17 protein-coding genes and 3 pseudogenes are annotated in these 20,153 nt (G+C 40.7%); 15 read left to right on the top strand and 5 right to left on the bottom strand.

All coding sequences use genetic code 11. The features are described 5' to 3' along the window. From ACT6PV_RS01465 to ACT6PV_RS01485, 5 genes and pseudogenes are all read left to right on the top strand, one after another. A complete protein-coding gene (locus ACT6PV_RS01465; protein WP_445114747.1) occupies positions 1-453 on the top strand; it encodes a type II secretion system protein in 453 nt (150 codons plus the stop codon). Between the two features lie 27 nt (positions 454-480). After that, positions 481-807 carry a hypothetical protein gene (locus ACT6PV_RS01470; protein ID WP_419263159.1) on the top strand — a complete coding sequence of 109 codons (327 nt, stop codon included), beginning with the start codon at positions 481-483 and terminating at the stop codon, positions 805-807. A 58-nt stretch (positions 808-865) separates the two neighbouring features. Beyond that, positions 866-1,198 carry a hypothetical protein gene (locus tag ACT6PV_RS01475; RefSeq protein WP_445114748.1) on the top strand — a complete coding sequence of 111 codons (333 nt, stop codon included), beginning with the start codon at positions 866-868 and terminating at the stop codon, positions 1,196-1,198. Positions 1,199-1,353: 155 nt separating this feature from the next. Beyond that, a complete protein-coding gene (locus tag ACT6PV_RS01480; protein ID WP_445114749.1) occupies positions 1,354-1,665 on the top strand; it encodes a hypothetical protein in 312 nt (103 codons plus the stop codon). A gap of 109 nt (positions 1,666-1,774) precedes the next feature. Next, positions 1,775-1,908 (top strand): annotated as a pseudogene (locus tag ACT6PV_RS01485) (IS1595 family transposase); the annotation flags it as partial. 22 nt (positions 1,909-1,930) lie between these two features. On the opposite strand, the gene ACT6PV_RS01490 reads toward ACT6PV_RS01485, so the two are convergent. Continuing rightward, complete coding sequence (locus ACT6PV_RS01490) at positions 1,931-2,095, bottom strand: transposase (protein WP_445116988.1); 165 nt, start codon at positions 2,093-2,095, stop codon at positions 1,931-1,933. A gap of 477 nt (positions 2,096-2,572) precedes the next feature. On the opposite strand from ACT6PV_RS01490, the gene ACT6PV_RS01495 reads away from it, so the two are divergent. Continuing rightward, positions 2,573-2,926 carry a DNA transfer protein p32 gene (locus ACT6PV_RS01495; RefSeq protein WP_445114750.1) on the top strand — a complete coding sequence of 118 codons (354 nt, stop codon included), beginning with the start codon at positions 2,573-2,575 and terminating at the stop codon, positions 2,924-2,926. A 35-nt stretch (positions 2,927-2,961) separates the two neighbouring features. Here the strand turns inward: ACT6PV_RS01495 and ACT6PV_RS01500 are convergent, their stop codons facing one another. Next, on the bottom strand, positions 2,962-3,456 hold the full coding sequence (locus tag ACT6PV_RS01500; RefSeq protein ID WP_445114751.1) for a DUF4442 domain-containing protein: 495 nt from the start codon (positions 3,454-3,456) through the stop codon (positions 2,962-2,964). A gap of 119 nt (positions 3,457-3,575) precedes the next feature. Between ACT6PV_RS01500 and ACT6PV_RS01505 the strand changes: the two are divergent. The 3 genes and pseudogenes from ACT6PV_RS01505 to htpG all read left to right on the top strand — a co-directional run bounded on the left by ACT6PV_RS01505 (position 3,576) and on the right by htpG (position 8,043). Beyond that, positions 3,576-4,452, top strand: a pseudogene (locus tag ACT6PV_RS01505) (alpha/beta fold hydrolase). A 130-nt stretch (positions 4,453-4,582) separates the two neighbouring features. Continuing rightward, complete coding sequence (locus ACT6PV_RS01510; protein WP_445114752.1) at positions 4,583-5,998, top strand: Na+/H+ antiporter family protein; 1,416 nt, start codon at positions 4,583-4,585, stop codon at positions 5,996-5,998. Between the two features lie 125 nt (positions 5,999-6,123). Beyond that, positions 6,124-8,043: a molecular chaperone HtpG gene (gene htpG / locus ACT6PV_RS01515; RefSeq protein WP_445114753.1), complete on the top strand. Its 1,920-nt coding sequence runs from the start codon at positions 6,124-6,126 to the stop codon at positions 8,041-8,043. Between the two features lie 115 nt (positions 8,044-8,158). Here htpG and ACT6PV_RS01520 read toward each other — a convergent pair whose 3' ends face one another. Beyond that, complete coding sequence (locus ACT6PV_RS01520; RefSeq protein WP_445116989.1) at positions 8,159-10,327, bottom strand: phosphocholine-specific phospholipase C; 2,169 nt, start codon at positions 10,325-10,327, stop codon at positions 8,159-8,161. Positions 10,328-11,278: 951 nt separating this feature from the next. On the opposite strand from ACT6PV_RS01520, the pseudogene ACT6PV_RS01525 reads away from it, so the two are divergent. The 5 genes and pseudogenes from ACT6PV_RS01525 to ACT6PV_RS01545 all read left to right on the top strand — a co-directional run. Further along, positions 11,279-11,398 (top strand): annotated as a pseudogene (locus ACT6PV_RS01525) (IS1595 family transposase); the annotation flags it as partial. Between the two features lie 234 nt (positions 11,399-11,632). Beyond that, positions 11,633-12,172 carry a hypothetical protein gene (locus tag ACT6PV_RS01530; RefSeq protein ID WP_445114754.1) on the top strand — a complete coding sequence of 180 codons (540 nt, stop codon included), beginning with the start codon at positions 11,633-11,635 and terminating at the stop codon, positions 12,170-12,172. Next, positions 12,162-14,852 carry a hypothetical protein gene (locus ACT6PV_RS01535; protein ID WP_445114755.1) on the top strand — a complete coding sequence of 897 codons (2,691 nt, stop codon included), beginning with the start codon at positions 12,162-12,164 and terminating at the stop codon, positions 14,850-14,852. Before ACT6PV_RS01530 ends, ACT6PV_RS01535 begins: the two co-directional genes overlap by 11 nt. A 58-nt stretch (positions 14,853-14,910) precedes the next feature. Continuing rightward, positions 14,911-16,058, top strand: a protein-coding gene (locus ACT6PV_RS01540) for an IS3 family transposase (protein ID WP_445114756.1) whose coding sequence is annotated in 2 segments (ribosomal slippage) — positions 14,911-15,157 and positions 15,157-16,058 — 1,149 coding nt in all. Because the reading frame shifts where the segments join, the coding sequence is not laid out codon by codon here. A gap of 7 nt (positions 16,059-16,065) precedes the next feature. Continuing rightward, positions 16,066-16,965 (top strand): calcium-binding protein, encoded by a 900-nt coding sequence (locus ACT6PV_RS01545; protein ID WP_445114757.1) that lies wholly within the window; start codon positions 16,066-16,068, stop codon positions 16,963-16,965. On the opposite strand, the gene ACT6PV_RS01550 is transcribed toward ACT6PV_RS01545, so the two are convergent. Beyond that, complete coding sequence (locus ACT6PV_RS01550) at positions 16,911-17,441, bottom strand: IS630 family transposase (protein WP_445116990.1); 531 nt, start codon at positions 17,439-17,441, stop codon at positions 16,911-16,913. The two genes, ACT6PV_RS01545 and ACT6PV_RS01550, sit on opposite strands and share 55 nt — an antisense overlap. Further along, positions 17,438-17,815 carry a helix-turn-helix domain-containing protein gene (locus tag ACT6PV_RS01555; RefSeq protein ID WP_445114758.1) on the bottom strand — a complete coding sequence of 126 codons (378 nt, stop codon included), beginning with the start codon at positions 17,813-17,815 and terminating at the stop codon, positions 17,438-17,440. The genes ACT6PV_RS01550 and ACT6PV_RS01555 overlap by 4 nt, the downstream gene beginning before the upstream one ends. Positions 17,816-17,908: 93 nt before the next feature. Here ACT6PV_RS01555 and ACT6PV_RS01560 point away from each other — a divergent pair, with 93 nt between their 5' ends. Continuing rightward, complete coding sequence (locus ACT6PV_RS01560; RefSeq protein WP_445114759.1) at positions 17,909-20,062, top strand: calcium-binding protein; 2,154 nt, start codon at positions 17,909-17,911, stop codon at positions 20,060-20,062. Positions 20,063-20,153: the final 91 nt, after the last annotated feature.

Genomic DNA, 20,153 nt, shown 5'->3' on the forward strand with positions numbered 1-20,153 from the left:
ATGTCTAATAGATCACAATTAGGTTTTGCATATATTTGGATACTTGGAATCATGATTCTTTTATCTTTAGGAATTGGGCAGTGGGCAATCAATTATGCAACTTTAAAACAAAGAGAAAATGAGCAAGAATTGTTGGGCATCGGGCGAACTTATCAAAATGCGATCAAAAATTATTATGAAAATACGCCAGGTGGTGTTAAAATGTATCCTTCAGAATTGAATGACTTACTTAAGGATCCAAGGCATTTGTCGGTAACTCGTTATATGCGAAGATTAGAAAAAGATCCTATAACGGGTGACGATTTTTTAATTATTCGAAATTTAGATCATTTGATTATTGGTGTTTATAGCCGATCTGATAAAACGCCTATTAAAAAAGATGGATTTGATGAAAAAGAGACTTCTTTTAGAAATTCAAACCATTATAATGAGTGGAAATTTCTAGTGAAATAAAGATGTTATTTAAAAGGATAAGTTATAATGAAAAATATTTTTTTTGTGTTGTTGTTTAGTTTGTTGCTGAATACGAATGCTTTAGCAAATAGTGGGTTTTACAATACAAAAATTAGTGCTATTACAATTCATGATCATTGGAATGCTTTAATTATTGAGTTTCCGAATGGTGTTGCAAATGGTGAAGGTTGTACTATCTCATCTGCTGTTATTCTTCAAAAAGACCATTATATGTTCAAAGAAATGTATGCAGCATTATTATCCGCATTTCATGCACAGACAACTATCAGTGGTTGGGCAAATGGCTGTAATGGATCTTATCCTATTTTGACTCGATTAGATTTAAGAAAATAATATATAAAAGGAGGTTTTAAATGGATATCGATAAAGGGTTTTTTAAAGTAAAAATAAGTTGGCTATACTAATATTGAGTAGTTTTATATTAATATTAAGTAATGTAAATACTTTAACTTTCTTTATAGCATCAAAAATTTCTCAATTAATTGTGCATGATTCTGGTGATATTATTATTCAATTGAACGGAAGTGTTGCAAATAGTGAGAATTTTACTATGCTAGATCGATTGGTTTTACAACGTAGTCATATAAGTTTTAAAGAAATGTATGCAGCTTTACTATCCTCTTTTCACAGTCAGACTTCTGTTTCAGGATTTGTAAATGGATGCTCTGGTGAGTGGCAATCTAAAGGGATGCCTTGTTTGATACGTTTGGATTTATCTAAGTGACTGTGTTAAAATATAATTTATATAACATGCTGTCGAAATATTATGATTAAACAACCATAACTTGTTAATCAACTTCTTCCAATATTTTTTATCCATTGTAAATAAGGGTAAATGAAATAATTTTTCTTTTCCTTTATTAAATTAGAGATTATTTTATGATTAAAAATATTTTATTGAGTTCAATGTTGCTGCTTTATTTAGTTTGTGCGAAAGCACATGCTGTTGAAGTGGTTACAGGTAAAGTGAAAATTTTGGAAGCAACTTATATGCCCGCAAAAATATTACTCCAACTCAATGCAGGAACCAGCTCTTGTCCAGCTGGAACTTGGTTAAGCTGGTCAAATCCTAATACTGATAATATGAAAGCTACTTATGCTACCCTTCTAATGGCACTTTCATCAGGAAAATCAATAAATATTTATATAAATAATTCATGTGAAGGTCAATATTTACATATTATTAGTTAATTTTTATAAGTCTAGAGTCTTAATTTAAAAATATATGCAGTTTCTCTATGTGTTTTTAAATTAAATTTATAGGGGCTGTAGTAGATTAGCTTTGTGATAGTCTACTTTTATGAAGATAACTGGATGTAAATTAAATAAAAAAAACTCAAAGAAAGCTATTGGAGTTTTTTTATTGCTGAAGTAACTGCCAGAACTGCTGCTGATTTACTTGGGATACAACCCAATTCTGCTGCATTGTTCTATATAGCCACATGTAAATTAAGAGCTACATTTCTTTAAACCCTGTATCCAGAGCCTCACAGATGGAAATATTCTGCTGACTTACAATATTCCTGACTTTTCTTTTCAGTACAGACCATGCCTGTTCAATCGGATTCAAATCAGGACTATATGCCGGAAGGTAGGCGATTCGTACATTTTGAGCTACAATAGATAAAACCCTTTAGATCACATTGTATAGCCACATGTGGATTAAGGACTACATTTCCTTAAAACCGATCTCCAGAGCCTCACAGATGGGAATATTCTGCTGACTGACAATATTCCTGACTTTCAGGTGCAAATCTTCTGAATATATTTTTGGCATGATAGCAGGCAATCTAATAAGGGTTTACTATTGTAGCTCAAAAAATATATCTGGCTATAATACTTTATGACAGTTAAACAATAAGGGAATCCATGGTGGATTCCCTTATCTTTCAGCAGGATGTTTTTACCGTTTTCTGATCATTTTTTTGTATCAAAAAGGAACCCATTTATCACTGCGGTATGACACTACATCAAAAAGTGCATGATTGGTACGGAATTGAAAAATTTTATGTTTTATGAAAAGTAACAAAAAATACTTAATTTACCAATAAAACAGGACTAAGCTTAGGGTAAGCAAATGTTATTGGGATGTGACCAGATGAAAAAATCTCTTATCGTTTTATGTACGGCTTTGCCGCTGATTATGCTGGCAGGCTGTGAAAGTATGTCCGCCAATGATAAACGGATTGGTGCTGCTGCATTGGGTGGTGCGTTGGGCGGTGGCGTTGGCAACCATGCCGGTGGTGGTGTGGGTGCGGCAATCGGTGGTGGCGGTGGTGCAGCAGTGGGCAGCAAGGCCCAGAATGGCTCCAACCGTAACGCGACCTACAGTGGTGTAGGGGGGGCAATTGGTTCAGTGGTCGGTAAAGGCATTTTTGGTGGTGACTCAGGTGCAGCCATTGGCGGTGCTCTTGGTGGTGGTGCCGGTGCTGCCATAGAACAAAGAAAATAAAGGTCTGAAAAAGCGCTGTTGATACAGCGCTTTTTTTACGCCTGGGGTTTTATGGCTTTGGCCCGTTTCTTACGAATGTAGAGGGTCTTCTGAACTTCGGCAATTCTGAGTCCCGATTCATCAACAATATTCAGGCTATAGTTGCGATAAACTGGCGCATTGTTTGCGGCAAGTGATTTAATCTGTTCAATTTCAGCCGCATCCAGATGAATATCTGCAAATACTGTACTACGACCCGGTGCCAGGAAGTTAATACTGGCGGCTTTATCCCAGACGATATATTCAGGGCCCAAATGCTGGATCAGCATTAACATATAAAATGGATCAACCATCGCATAGAGACTGCCGCCAAAGTGAGTACCGACAAAATTCTGATTTTTGCGGTTCAGTGGCATTTTGACCCGAATATGGTAGTTCTTCAGATCAAATTGATCAATTTCAATGCCTGCACCTTTATACGGCGCATAATGGTTCAGCATGAATTTTGAAATGAAGGGAATGGTTTGTAATTTGCGGATAATATTCTTCATGGTCAATTCTGATACGATGATTTTCAACTATAATAAACCAGCAAGCAGGGATGTGGCATTGATTTATTATGCCGCCAACGGGGAATGAACAGCCAATGTTGAAAACGGCACATCAATCAATACAGGGACAAAGTCACTGGATTTTAACCCGGGACGGGCAGACGCTGCATGCAAAAAGCTGGGGGGGATCGGCAGAACCATGCCCTGGTATTGGTGCACGGTTATCCGGATCATCAGCAGGTATGGGATGCGGTGATTGAACAGCTGACCAATGATTTTTATATCGTGAGCTATGATGTCCGGGGGGCAGGTCAGTCCACTGTGCCTGAACGAATTGCTGATTATGCGTTACCGCGTCTGTCACAGGATCTGGATAGTGTGGTCAGTGAATTATTGCCGGGCCGGGCCTTTCATCTGGCCGCGCATGACTGGGGATCGATACAGTCGTGGGAATCGGTAACAGATGCCAAATTCAAAGGCCGGATTTTGTCCTATACCACCATATCCGGTCCATGTCTGGATCATGCTGCATGGTGGATGCGGGATCAGTTTAAACATCAGAAAGCCAGGTTTTTTAAGCAGTTGTTTAAATCCTGGTATATTATTGCTTTTCAGCTACCCTTGCTGGCGCCGACCGTGTGGCATTTCTTCAGCCCTGAACGCTGGGGCAGGCTGGTCAGTCAGCTGGAACAGACCCATGATTTGCCTCTGAATCAGCATATTGTGGCCGATGGGAAATATGGCATTGGATTATATCGGGCAAATTTTCTGCCACGCCTGATCCGTCCGCGTCAGCGCCATGCGATCTGCCCGGTGCAAGCCATTGTGTTGAAACAAGATAATCTTGTCAGCCTTGAACTGATTGATGAAATGCAGAAATGGGTCAGTGATTTTGAACGTATTGAGGTGGATGCCAATCACTGGGCCATACTGAGCCGGCCTGTGGAAATGGCAGAACATATCCGAAATTTTGTGAAAAAAACAATTAAAAAATAGAAATATAGGCGATATTTGCTGCAACGGGAGGCTGAGCAGGGTTGGTCTGTTAGCATCCATTTGACTAAATTGCGGTTTCATGGTCATGAATCTGCTAAAATGCGGTCTTTTCATATTTTGTAAATTTTTCATGAATGCTGTCGTTATTGCGATTGCCGTGATGTTTATTTTGTCACTGGCACGTGTTTCTGTGGTTCTGACGCTGGTGATTTCAGCAATGGTGGGTGGTCTGGTGGCAGGTTTAAGTCTGTCCGAGACCGTAAAGGCATTTAATGCAGGCCTGGGAGATGGTGCCGAAGTGGCATTGGCCTATGCGGTACTGGGGGCTTTTGCACTGGCACTTTCCAAGTCCGGTCTGCCTGATTTACTGGCGCATAAGCTGATTGGGCTGCTGGGCGCAGAAGCCACTCACAGCCAGGCCCGGAAAGTCAAATATGTATTACTGAGCATTTTACTGATCGCAGCGATCTGTTCACAAAACCTGATTCCGGTGCATATTGCATTTATTCCGGTGCTGGTGCCGCCCTTGCTGAAAGTCATGAACCATCTGAAACTGGATCGTCGTGCTGCAGCCTGTGTCCTGACACTGGGATTGGTGGGAACCTATATTTTTCTGCCGGTGGGCTTTGGTGCAATTTTTCTTGAACAGATTCTGATGGGAAATATCAACAAAATTGGTGCGGCATATCATCTGCATGTTGACCGCTGGATGATGCCGGTCGGGATGGCCATTCCTGTGGTGGGGATGGTGGTGGGGACGTTGATTGCTGTATTTTTCAGTTATCGTAAACCACGTATTTATGTGGATCGGAATGTCACGCCAGTGGCCACGATTGATCTGGATAAGCCATTGCGGACAGGAACTGTTGATGATTTAAAGGCAGACGGGCTTGAATTGGAGCAGGAAGCCAGACAGGTTCCGGTTATTGCCCGAAAAACCATATTGATGGCGTTATTGGCCATTTCCCTGACATTGGTGGCACAGCTTTATTCAGGTTCCATGATTCTGGGTGGTCTGGTGGGTTTTTCGGTATTGTCCGCTGCCGGTATTTTTAAATGGCAGGAAGCCGACGATGTGTTTGTACAGGGCATGCGCATGATGGCACTGGTGGGATTCATCATGATTTCTGCAGCAGGATTTGCCTCTGTCATGACACATACCGGTGATATTAACGGCCTGGTGAATGGTATTGTGCATGTGATTGGCGACAACAAGGCGCTGGCTGCATTTCTGATGCTGTTTATTGGTCTGTTTGTGACCATTGGCATTGGGTCATCATTTTCCAGTGTGCCGGTGCTGGCCGTCATTTATGTGCCGCTTTGCGTACAGTTCGGATTTTCTCCACTGGCCACAGTGGCATTGATCGGTACGGGTGCTGCATTGGGTGATGCCGGTTCTCCGGCTTCGGATTCAACCCTGGGACCGACGGCCGGGCTGGGGGTGGATGGTCAGCATGACCATATCTGGGATACGGTGGTACCAACCTTTATTCATTTTAATATTCCATTGTTAATTTTCGGCTGGATTGCTGCGATGGTGTTATAGAGGCGACGCAGCTGGCCGGAGTTTTTTAAATAAAAAATTTTAGCTTTGCCATTGAAAAATGGCAAAGCCACTCCAATTCATAAAGCATTCAGAAAAAATGACGTTATGTATTTAAGGAGTGATTTATGAGCGAACAGAGCGCACAAAAACATAGTTTTCAGGCTGAGGTGGCTCAGCTTTTACATCTGGTGACGCATTCCCTCTATTCCAACCCTGAAATTTTCCTACGCGAGCTGATTTCAAATGCTTCCGATGCATGTGATAAATTGCGCTTTGAAGGGATTAACCACCCTGAATATTATGAAAATGATCCCGATTTACGTGTCCGTGTCCGGTTGGACAAAGACCATAAAACCATCACCATTTCAGACAATGGCATTGGTCTGAGTCAGCAGGAAGCTATTGATCATCTGGGGACCATTGCAAAATCCGGGACCAAAGACTTTATGTCTAAATTGACCGGTGACCAGAAATCAGATGCGCAGCTGATTGGTCAGTTTGGGGTGGGTTTTTATTCGGGCTTTATTGTTGCAGATAAAATTACGGTGGAATCCCGTCGTGCCGGTGCGGACGTAGCTGAAGGCGTTCGCTGGGTCAGTGGTGGAACCGGCGATTTTGAGGTGGAACAGATCACAAAGCAGTCACGGGGGACTGACATCATTCTGCATTTACGCGATGATGCGCTGGATTATCTGGAATCCTATAAAGTGAAGCAGATTATTAATAAATATTCTGATCACATTAGCCTGCCCATTGAAATGCAAAAAGAAGTGTGGCAGCAGGAAGAGGTCGCCGAAGGTGAACAGCCTGCCGGTGGTCAAATGGTTAAAACCGATGAGTGGGAAGCCATTAACTCTGCCAGTGCGCTATGGACCCGCAATAAAAATGAGATCACTGAAGAACAGTATATCGAGTTTTATAAAAACTTAAGCCATGCTTTTGAAGCACCATTGGCCTGGGCGCATAACCGTGTTGAAGGCAGTACCGAATATACACAATTGCTGTATATTCCTGCAAAGGCCGCAGGCGATATTTTTACCCGTGAAGCCAAAGCCGGCATTAAACTGTATGTAAAACGTGTGTTTATTATGGATGATGCGGATAACCTGATTCCAAACTACTTGCGTTTTGTACAGGGTGTGGTGGACAGTGCAGACCTGCCACTGAATGTGAGCCGGGAGTTGCTGCAGGAGAGCCGTGATGTCAAAACCATCCGTGAAGGTAATGCCCGTCGGGTACTGACCCTGCTGGATGGACTGGCAAAATCCGAAGATGAGCAGGACCAGCAGAAATTCAGACAATTTCATGCAGAATTTGCGTCAGTCATTAAAGAAGGTCTGGGAGAGGACTTCTCCAATCGTGAGCGTATTTTAAAATTACTGCGCTATGCGACTTCAGGCAATGATGAAATCTCCACCTCACTGGCAGATTATAAGGCCCGCATGAAAGAAGGGCAGAAGGCCATTTATTATGTAACGGCTGAAAGTCTGAGTGCTGCAAAAAACTCACCACAGCTTGAACTGTTCAGGAAAAAAGGCATTGAAGTGCTGTTAATGGCGGATCGTGTCGATGAATGGGCCATGAACTTCGTCAATGAGTTTGATGGCATGCCAATGCAGAATGTCTCCAAGGGCGCTGTGGATCTGGGGGATCTGCAGGATGCAGAAGAGAAAAAAGCGCTTGAAGCGGCGGCTGAACAATTTAAACCGGTGGTGGATAAACTGTCCGATTCATTGAAAGCCAAAACCAAAGAAGTCCGGGTGACCACTCGACTGGTCGATTCGCCGGCCTGTCTGGTGACCAGTGACGGTGAGCTGTCTCCACAACTGATCCGCATGCTGAAACAGGCAGGTCAGGAGGTGCCGGAGAACAAACCGATTCTGGAAATTAACCCTGAGCATCCATTGGTAAAAAAACTGGAAGGCTCGACTCAGTTTGATGATCTGGCCAATGTGATTTTTGATCAGGCGGTGATTGCTGAAGGTGGATTACCGGATGATCCTGCTGAATATGTCAAGCGGATCAATAGCCTGTTGCTCAAATAAACTTTCGGAATCAAATAAGATTCTGGCATAATGTGCATGAAATTCTAAAAAGCCTGTCCATGTGACAGGCTTTTTAGTGAATCAGATTCACATTGAAAATACAGGTTTTGCCGACTTATAGTTTATAGCCAAAAGATGGGTCACTGACTGAATCCTGACCGGTTTCAACACGGCCGGCAAAGCGCCGATAGAACTCGGCTGCTTCCTGACAGCTGACTTCAAAGTCATACCAGTATCCTGAATCCTTCAATTTCCAGGACAGCTCCACTTCAGCATTCGGCTGTACGGTTACTGTTTTTGCCTCCTGCTGAAAATAGGCTTTATCCCGGATGCTCAGCGTACAGGGCTGTGTTCCGGTATTATGCAGTTTGACGTAGACATCTCCATTTTCATTGTCATAACAGACCTGAATTTCCGGCTGAATTTTTGCCGTGAGTAATTCATCGGCGTTGCCCTTAAAATGACGATGGAAGCCATTGTGGCTGAGTACCCATAAGTCATAACTGCGGTTATCCATACGCCAGGTGTCATCCAGCTGTTTATCCGGTTCCACCACATAACGCTTTGGATAATTTTCCAGATGCAATTTGTCATAGACATGGAAAATTGCACCCTGCTGTCCTGCATTGGCAAATTTCAGACTCAGGTTTCCGTCGCCTGTATGACTGACCGCACTGGTATGCAGGATATAAGGTAAGGCACGTGACGGCCGGATCCCGGTTTCCTGTTCCGGTGACTTTTGTTCAGCGGGAACCGGAATTACATCAAGTTTACCCTGCGCCAGGGCAATGTCATCCACTTCCGCCTGGGTCTTGCGCCCATTCAGCACAGGCAGACTCAGATCGTTGGGATTTTTAAAATCAAATGCAGAGGTTAAATCACCACAGACCGTGCGGCGGAAGGTACTGATATTGGTGTTCTGAATATTAAAGCGTTTCTCCAGGAACTGGATGACAGAGGTATGGTCAAAAGTCTGAGAGTTGACCCAGCCGCCACGGCTCCAGGGCGAAATGATATACATGGGAACCCGCATACCGGGGCCAAAAGGCTGGCCATCAAAATCAGGCTGCCTGGTGGTGCCTTCCGGTTTTGGATAATCGCAGTATTCAAAAGCCATCTCGGCATCATCAATGGTGCTTTTGCCATGAATCACACCGTCTTTATCCTTATACGGTGCCGTCGGTGGCGCCAGGTGGTCAAAATAGCCATCGTTTTCATCATAGGTAATGATCAGCGCAGTTTTGCTCCACACCTCAGGATTTTCCGTCAGGGCATCGAGTAATTCCTGTACATACCAACCACCCTGTACCGGGGAGGACGGGGACGGATGTTCTGAATACTGTGCGGTCGGTACAATCCAGCAGACTTCGGGAAGCTTATTGTCCAGCACGTCCTGCTTCAGGGTATCAAACAGTCCCTGATTGGGCAGGGTGTTGGCGACACCCTTAAATAATGGATTATCCTGGTCGTCAATCGCGGGGTCATAGGCAGGGCATACGGCATTGGCATCACTGGAGACACGACGTTCCGGAGGGGCTTTTTCATTGGCTGCACGAAATTGCCGGAAAGAAATAAACTGATTACAGCCAAAATTATCCGGCATATTCTGGTAGACACGCCATGTCACACCAGCCTGTTCCAGTTGTTCTGCAACGGTTGTCCAGGTCAGGCCGACAGAGGAAGGTCCCATTTCCCCCAGTTCATTGTTCAGCATGGCCACACCGGCCGCTTTGGGGCCATTACAGCCAGTATAATAAAACAGGCGGTTGGAGTGTGTGCCGGTATGCATGGCACAGTGATTATTGTCACAGACCGTGAATGCTTCAGCCAATGCATGCTGAAAATTCAGCTCCTGGGTTGGAAAATAGGACATGGAATGGTCTTTTTTGATTTTTGGCCAGCTGTCCATACGTCCGCCATCCCAGGCCTGGTGGGAGTCGACCCAGGTATGTGGCGTACTTTTTAAACGCTGGGCATTGCCTTTGGCACTGTCCAGTTCATAAGGCAGAATTTCCCTGCCTTTAGCATTCAGCTGTTGCCATACGCTGCGTCCGCCTGGCAGAGGGATGGTGAAACGATCCCCAAAGCCCCGGTAACCCTTGCGTGTGCCGTAATAACTGTCAAATGATCGATTCTCAAGCATCAGCATTACGACATGTTTGACATCCTGGATGGTTCCGGTCTGATTGTAGGCATCAATGGCCAGCGCTCTTTGAATGGATGCCGGGAAAGCCGTCATGGCGCCCAGACCTGCCAGGCCCTGTAAGAAGTGGCGACGGTTCATTTTAATATTTGGCATGATTTAATCTCTGGTCCCTGAAAATTATGGCGCACAATTTAATTTGGGTGAGCCGGGCTGTGCCGCTGTGTCGGATGCTTTGTCGTCATTACAGGCACTGAGGAAGGTACTGCATGCAATGAGTAGACAGATCATTAGAAATTTTCGGGGCTTTTGCTGGGGTAAAACAGAGTCCATATGGGAATTCTCCGGATTTGGAAGACAAGACCATAGGTAAATCGGGTTGCAGCCAGGTGACGCTTTTTTGAAAGCATGATGACAGCAGGGGAGATACGTGTCGGTGGTTTAATTACAAATTTGAATTTTATAGCATTATCTGAAGTGTTTGCTTTTGTATCAGTGCCGGTATAGCCAGGCCTCTGGAGATGAGGCACAAAAAAGCCTCCGAAGAGGAGGCTTTTCGTCTTACACAGTAAGAAAATAAACAAGAAACTACAGCGCTATGAAATACGTGAGAACGTAAATTCTGATGACCATTTTATGTTCAGTTGAGGCATCTGAAAAGTACTGTTTTTGCAACACAGCATCCTGGTTTAAAATGTATGGCGCTGTTGGATAAATAGAATCAGATCGCCTTGTTCTTCCAGTTATTTTAGTTTTGTTGGTTGGTCGCCCAATGATCAGAGACATAACAGCCGTGTACGCTGATTTCTTCGGCTTTTGTCGGATAAATATTTTAGAAACCCCTTTTCCGCTTGTGCCAGGGGCTGATTATTGGTGATATAGAACACATCATAGAGGTATTTCATTTTTCTTTTTTTCACGAGCAAGGGATAGCTTGCTTCTGTGCTTTGAATTGTTTAAACGCCCTATGTTGTCTGGTGCCAAAGATTGGGATGCAAAACATGACCGCCTGAAAGTAGACTGGCATCGTGCAAATGAATGTGAAAAAAGTTGAAAGGCGATATTGACCTCCCCCCGAAAAGAATACTGTGAAAATATAATGATATTCCGAAGGAGTCATTCCCCTTGTTTTTGAAAGAATGTGAGTTTAGATTTAATTATGGAAGCCCAAAACAAAAATTGAAAATTTTGCGATTCTGGATTGGAATTTGAACCTTATCCAGGACAGCCCTTTTTCATTTATGAAAAGAGGCTTAATTTAATTGTTACAATTTTTTGCTTTCATATTCATTGTTAAAAATATAAATTTAACAATACAGTTACAAAACTTATGTGTAAGTCAATAATTTGGCTATATGCCTTGAGTTATCGAAGTTTAAATGCTGTCGTCATAAGTATTTTTCGACTTCAAATTGTCAATTATTAAAACAAGAGATACTGCGTAGTATGAATAAAACTGAACTTTGGGGGGAGATTTTAAAAGAGTTGTCGCCATTTGGACAAAAGTACTTCTTTTTTATCTTTATTTTTTTATTTACATTAATTGCAATTAGTCTACCAATTGAAAATTACTTTGGTATTCTTCCAAGTAGTAGATTAGATTTGTTGAGTACTAAGCATAAGATATTGTTTGACATGATATTAATAACAACCTTCTTGGCTAATATTTATATGATAATAAAATACCTTTTAAATGGGTTACCAGGTTTTGTTTGGAAACGTATGATAGAAATTAGAGAAAAATCTAATGGATCAAAACTCACAAAGAGTATTTTAAAAAAAGAAATGTGTTTCTTGGGTGTTATGTATCTAGTTAGTTGGATCGCTTTTGTTTTACTTCCACCGTTGGATTCGTCGAAATATCTTTGGATGAGTCAAGGTAATATATATGTTGTTTTTTTTATCATGTATATGTTTTGTATTGGTTTTATTGTTTTAACTGTGCTTTTAATAATTTATAGTGAGTTAATTAAACATGTCAAATAATCACGAACCTAATTCTAATGCACTTGGGGCTATTGCATCTGGAGTGGATGCTGCAAGAGGTGCTATCACTGCCGCAGGGGTACAAATTGATCAACCTAATGCTGGGCCGAATAGTCTGCCAAAAGCAATAAAAGTAGGTAATCTTGCTACCGCATTAGAAGTTGGACATCATATCAACTCTGGTAATTATGCAGATGCTTCACAATCTATAGGAGTAGCTGCGGCTTCAAGCCTGGTGGGAGGAGCTACAGTAGCAGTAGCAGTTGGGTTTGCACCTTTATCATTGGCAGTACTGGGTGGTGCTTTGGTTGCATACGGCGTTGGCCGCTTGTTGGACAAAGCCATTGATAAAATACAAGACAATCCTCAATGGTTGGATCCTCTATTTCCTGATCCAAACTCACCTAATTCAAATAATGGACAACCTCCTTCAAGAGATTACCGAATTGAGTACTATGATCCTTTAATTCTTGATTTAAATGGTGATGGAATTATTGGAACAGTTACTATAAATAAATTTCAAGGGGCTGTATTTGATGGTGATAATGACGGTCTCAAAACCGCTACGGGATGGGTTTCGCCTGAAGATGGTCTTTTGGTCAGAGACATAAATAATGATGGCATAATCAATTCAGGTGCTGAACTATTTGGCGATAGTACAAAACTGGCTAATGGTACAAATGCACAAAATGGATTTTCAGCTTTATCAGATCTCGATAGTAATGGCGATGGTAAAGTTGATAATAATGATGCAAATTTTAATGAATTGAAGGTATGGAAAGATACCAATGGTGATGGAGTTAGTCAAACAACTGAACTTTTCACTTTGAATGAAGTCGGTATTGAAAGTTTAAATACAGGGATCAGCAGCATTGACAATCAACAAGTAGATGGTGGGTATATTGCTGAAACAGGTTCATATACGAAGATAGATGGATCTATTGGAAAAATGGCTGATGTCAATTTTGAAAAGAATGATTTTTACAGTAAGTATATTAATCAAACCACCGTTACAGAGGATGTTGCAGCTCTACCACAATTAAAAGGATATGGGCGATTACAAGATTTGCATCAAGCTGCAATGCAATCTACAGAGTTCAAAGAACTATTATCACAATATGCAACAGCTACAACAAGATTCCAGCAAAAAGAATTGCTTGATGAGTTGATTATGGCTTGGGCAAAATCAGACCCTTCTTATTCTAGTGATTCGATTGAGATCTTTCGCTTAAGCCATGTTACCTGGGTTTCGTCATCAGATTCTGATAATGTAATTTATGTTCGTAGAGGGGATCCAATTCCTGCCTATTTAACTATGCCACCGCCACCATCTGAAATCGCAGATGCTACACTTACAGCTAAGATTAGATTTGTTGATGCGTTATTAGGAAAAGAACCGACAACACAACTCAATCAATATAGTACTGATCAGATATCAAACGTTAATCAAGTATATGATCTTATGAAGGAATCAATATATTTTGATTTGCTGAATCAAACTATACTAAAATCTTATCTGGATTCTATTGATATGTATTTAGGATTGGAAAAAGATGAAATGTATTTCGATTTTTCTAATCTGGAACAATTACTCTCTCAAAAAATACTACAGTCCCCGCTGACCGCTCTTGAGGATCTAAAAGACTTATTAAAAATAAATGGTAAATTTTTAGATATTGCTGGGTGGGAAAATGGCTTTGTATTACTTCAACAGTGGAGAGATGAACTCTCAGATGATCCTACCCTGAAAATAGTGATTGACCAAATTTTTAGTGACATGGATGTACAAAGTAATAATGGAACCAATGATAATGATTACACCATGATTACGGAATCTCCGAATAGTATTTTTAATGCTGGAAATGGGGATGATATTGTTGTTATTGGCACAGAAACGGGGCTCACTGTTAATGTTGGAAATGGGGATGATGTTATTGTTTCAGGTAAAGGAAATGATTTCTTAAATGGTGGTGACGGCAATAATACCTACATTTTATCTAAAGGTACTGGAAAAGATATCATTAACTATGAAAATACGTCTTCAGGTACTGATAAAGTTGCATTTGCTGAAATTTCTATAGATGAAGTAGTATTTTATCAACTAAATCATAATTTAGTGATTCAGTTTGGGACTGATGAAGTAACTTTGCTAGGGGCATTAGACTCAACATCAACTAAAAATATTTCTTTTAGATTCAGTGATCAAGTTATTTCTTTGAGTTCCATATTGGAAATGCCACTTCAAAATCTTAGCAGTTTTTCTAATGAGCTGTATATTAATGGATGGAGAGGTACTGATGTATTAACTGGTACCAATGCAGATAATCAAATCTATGCTTTTGATGGTAGCGATACATTAATTGGTGGAAAAGGTAATGACAGATTGTATGGTGGAAATGGTCAGGATAACTATGTTCTACAATCAGGAGATGGTATAGATGAAATCTATGAGCCAGATTTTTCAACAGAGCAAAATATTCTGAACTTTCAAGATATAAACCCTTCAGATATTTCTAAAATTACCTTTGAGGGTAATGATTTAATTATTCAGTACGGAGTTGCTGATAAAATTATTCTAAAAAATTATGTTCATAACTCTCAAAATTCAGCTTTATTGATTCAATTTTCAGATCAGACTATATGGCAAAATAGTGACCTTATGTCCAGGGTTACTGAATAGCCACTAAGTTTGTCGATACCGAATAGTTAGATAAAATAGCTAATTAAGAGGTGTTTTTATGAGTGGCAAACGATTTACCGAAGAGTTCAAGATTGCAGCAGCGCAGCAAGTCATTGAGAAAGGCTACAGTGTTGCAGAGGTTGCGGGAAGATTAGGCACAACGACCCATAGTGTTTATGCTTGGGTTAAGAAATACTTTCCTAAAACACCCCAAGCTACTGCTCTTGAAGATCAAACCAAAGAGTTGGCTCGATTAAAGAAAGAGCTGCAACGAGTTACAGAAGAGCGTGATATCTTAAAAAAGGCCGCGGCGTACTTCGCCAGCCAGTCAAAATGAGGTACGCCTTTATCAAGGATCACCAGCAGGTCTGGTCAATTTATAGAATGTGCTCGGTACTGGAGGTTCATCCCAGTGGCTATTATGCATGGTTGAAACAACCTTTGAGTGCTACAGCCAAACGTAGCAAACAACTGTCAGGCCTGATTAAACAGTTTTGGTTAGAGTCAGGCGGTGTATATGGCTATCGCAAGATTTTCTGTGACTTGCGTGATATTGGTGAGCCTTGTGGAGTTAATCGTGTACATCGACTGATGCGACAGGAAGGCTTGAAATCCCAACGTGGCTATCGAAAACCAGGATATTCAAAGGGCTATCAACCTATTGTTCAAGCCAATACATTAGATCGGCAGTTTAATCCTGCACAGCCAAATCAAGCATGGGCAACAGATATCACTTATATCCGTACTCATGAAGGCTGGCTGTATTTAGCTGTTGTGATTGACCTTTTCTCAAGGTTAGTCGTTGGCTGGTCTATGAAACCAATGATCACTAAAGAGCTAGTTCTTGATGCTTTATTGATGGCAGTTTGGCGTAGATCGCCAACAAATAAAGTATTGGTTCACTCTGACCAAGGTAGCCAATATACCAGTCATGAATGGCAAGCCTTTCTGAAGCAACATGGTTTGGAAAGCAGCATGAGCCGTCGCGGCAACTGTCACGATAATGCTGTGGCAGAGAGCTTTTTCCAATTACTGAAACGAGAAAGAGTTAAACGGAAAATATATTCAACGCGTGCTGAAGCTAGATCAGATATATTTGAGTATATTGAGATGTTCTACAACGTGAAACGTCGCCATGGTGCTAACGACCAGCGGTCGCCAAAGGACTTCGAGACGTTTTATGAAATGAAGCTGGCGTGTATCTAGATTCTTAGTGGCTATTCATACCTTTGAAGGTAATAATAGTAGTGAAACTATTATTGGCGTTTTAAATGATCGAACTAATATCATTAACGCTCATGGAGGTGATGATATTGTTTATGGAAATGAAGTAGCTCAAAATTTCATTGATGGTGGTGATGGCGACGATCAACTTCGTGGTGGAAATGCAATAGATTATATTCAAGGTGGGCTTGGTGATGATTTCATTTTTGGTTTAGCTGGTAATGATGAAATCCAAGGCGGAAATGGAGATGACACCCTATTTGGTGGATTAGGCGATGATCTCATTATTGGTGGAGACGGTAGAGACTGGCTTCAGGGTGATGAAGGAGCAGATACCCTAATTGGTGGATTGGGTGATGATTCATATGATGTTGATGAATTTGATACTATTATCGAAAATCTAGATGAGGGATATGATGCTATTTTTATAGCGGATAATTTCGATCTTGAAGGAACTAACCTTGAGGAAATCCGTTTAAAAGGTACTGGAAATTTTAGTGCTATTGGTGATGCTAATAATAATGGGCTTTATGGTAATGATGGTAATAATTACCTTGATGGAAAAGGCGGTGCTGACATTATGAGTGGTGGTGCTGGCGATGATTATTATGTGGTTGATCAGTACGATAGGCTAATAACAAATCCAGATGAGAGTACTACTTTAATTCGTGGTGATCAAATTGTAGAAGGATTACTTAATCCAGTTGGTTATGTATTTGGTGATAGTGGCGGTATAGATACAGTAGAACAATGGGATGACCATAGATTTTATTCTCAGGATAGTAGTGGCAATTGGTACGATACAGGTAACTATAGCCACATGCAAATTAAGAGCTACATTTCTTTAAATCCGATATCCAGAGCCTCACAGATGGAAATATTCTGCTGACTCACAATATTTCTGACTTTCCTTTTCAGTACAGACCATGCCTGTTCAATCGGATTTAAATCAGGGCTATATGCCGGAAGATAGGCGATCCGTACATTATACGTTTCAGCAAGCTGTTCTATTTCCCGGCCTTTATGAATGGATGCATTGTCCAGGATCAAAAGATACCCTGACCCGGGTAAATTCCGAAATAAATAATCAAGCCACCCTGTAAATAAATGTCTGTCACATGAACCCTGAAAAACCAGGGGTGACAGAAAACTGTAGGGTGCATTCGATCTCACGGCACTGATCATGCTCATTCTTTTTCCATGACCGCCTGACTTTAAATCCTGACAGCGTTTTCCTTTAATGGACCATCCATATTCTGCTGTGTCAGTTGTATTGATTCCTGATTCATCGATATACAGAATATTTTCCCTGCCATATTCCTGTTCCCACTGAGGAAGAATCCACTGAAATACAGTTCTGCTTATTTGACAGGCCTGCCTGTAGAGGAAACTCTTTTTTTATGCGTCCATCCCAGCTTATGAAGTGTTGCCAGTATGACATCATAGGAAACTGCATATCCGAACTGGTTTTTAAAAAGTGGAACCAGGTCTTTTGCCTGTGAGAACTTTGTATTTTCAACAAATACTTTGAAAGAAGCCAGATCCTTAATGGTTGAAGGTCTGCCGACATTGACAAGTTTAGGCTGAGCCAGCTGTCCTGTCTGCTGTTCAAGCAGAATCCAGTCATCCAGTGTTGTCCGGGCGATATTGAAAGTTGTGCAGGTATTCGATTTATGACCACTCTTTCGGTAGAATTCCATGACTTTCCGGCGTAAATCTTCTGAATATATCTTTGGCATATGGATAAGCAATTTAAAGGACTTTACCCATTGTAGCTCAAAAAATGCATTTTGCTATACCATGTTCTGCATTCAAATGTTGAAAATCTAATATTGAAAGGACAAGCAAAGACTGGTTTTGGTAACGAGTTAGACAATGTGATCAGGGGTAATGAGCAAGATAATTTTATTGATGGTCTTGCTGGCAATGATACTTATATTTATACAATTGGAGGAGGTATTGATACATTTAATTTTAAGGACATTAGCTCTGCGACTAATGTTTTAAGAATAGAAGGTCATGATGCATCACAGATGTATGGGAAACAGTTTGGTAATAGTGTGTTATTAGGGTTTAAAAATAATACAGATAAAATTTGGTTATTCGACTATGCACTGAATGACTATTACGATAATGAAAGCAATCAGATAAGTTATAAGTTTGATAAAATTATCTTTGATTCAGGAGAAATCTGGACAACAACAAATGTTGATGCTTTAGTGACCAGAGCTGAAAACAACCAAGCTCCTGTTATCCAATATTATCCATCAACGTTAAATGTAAAAATCGATGAAGTTTTACAATATACTTTTGAGGATAATATGATCAGTGATCCTGATCAGGATGATCAGCTTAGCTTCAAGCTTACGCTACAAACAAAAGATTCAAATGGTGAATATCAAGATATTCCGGATTGGATAACCTTTGATCCTCAAACATTATCTATCACCGCTAGTCCTCAGGATGATGTTGATATTGGGCAATTAAATTTCTATCTATGGGCGACGGATTTATACGGCATTGGTACAGGTGTTGGTGTAAATATCAATATACAACCTTCAGCAAATACCCCAATTGCTGGAGCTATCTACGATACTTTAGGCAATGACTCATTGATTGGCGGGACGGAAGACAATATTTTCTTCTATATTGGTGGTAAAGACACTCTTCAGGATGCAGGTGGTATAGATATTTTACGCTTTGGGAACGGGATCACTTTTAATCAGGTAGGTTCTGGTCTAATGAAAGCAGGTAACGATCTGATTCTAAAAGTCAATGGTAGTAATAGTAATCAAATTACACTGAAGAGTTATTTCCTTGCAGGAGATAACTTAATTGAAACTATTGATTTTGAAACTGGTGGTGAGCTCACAGCAGAGCAAATCTTTGGAGCGTTTGGTTTAACGATTCCAACCACAACGCCACCAACTGAACCGGAAACAGGTTCTGATGACCCAATCGGTGATTCAATTTATAATTACACTACAGGTGTTCTTATTATTACAGAACAGTCGGGGAATGATAAAGTTGTATTTAAGAATGGAATCACATTTAGCCAGGTTGGATCATATCTAAATAAATCGGGAGATGATTTAATTCTTAAAGTTGATGGTAGTAATACCAATAAAGTGACGGTTAAAAACTTCTTCTTAGGTGGACAATATTTGGTAGAAACCTTCCATTTTGATACAGGTGGTCAGTTATCAGCGGAGCAAATATTTGGTGCATTTGGTTTAACGATACCAACCACATCTGAGCCTGAAATACCAATTGAACCAGGAACGTCAAATGTTCCGGGTAATACGACATATGATTATACAATAGGGGCTTTAACGATTACCGAGCAACTTGGTAATGATAAGGTTCTCTTCAAAAATGGCATTACTTTTGGTCAAATAGGTAACTATCTAACCAAATCAGAAGATGATTTAATTCTGAAAGTTAATGGTAGTAACACCAATAAAGTGACGATTAAAAATTTTTTCTTGGGTGGAGCATTTGAGGTTGAAAGTTTTATTTTCGAAACTGGTGGTCAAATTACATCAAGCCAGATTTATGGTGCATTTGGTTTACAACGTCCACTGAATGCTGAGGATTATACTGATAATAATGTGGTGTTGGGTGAACATCATCAAATAGATACGGTAGTCAGCCAGGCAGATTTAAGTGAAATATTTAGTCTGGGTGATGGTGCTGATGTTGTGGAATTGACTAAGTTGAGTTCGGGGAATGTCGAATTGGACTATTGGACAGATTTTGATGTGTCTGAAGATAAGATCGATATTTCATCTTTGATTGATGAAGTATTATCTTCCTCAAATGTCAATCAGTTTGTTCAAATAAACTATGATAATAGCTTGAAGACCAATACTATCAGTATTAAGCAAACCTCTAAAGGATCTCATGTGGACAGCTTGGTATTGACTAACCAAAGTGAACAATTGCTATTGCAGGATTTATTAAATAATCAAAGTTTGTTGTATTGATGATTTAAAATTTAGAGTTTTACTATGAAAAGTGATCTATCAGATTGACCTCCCCCCTGAAAACAGGCTCACTTAAAATTGGAGATATGCC

The sequence above is a fragment of the Acinetobacter sp. WZC-1 genome (assembly GCF_052544965.1).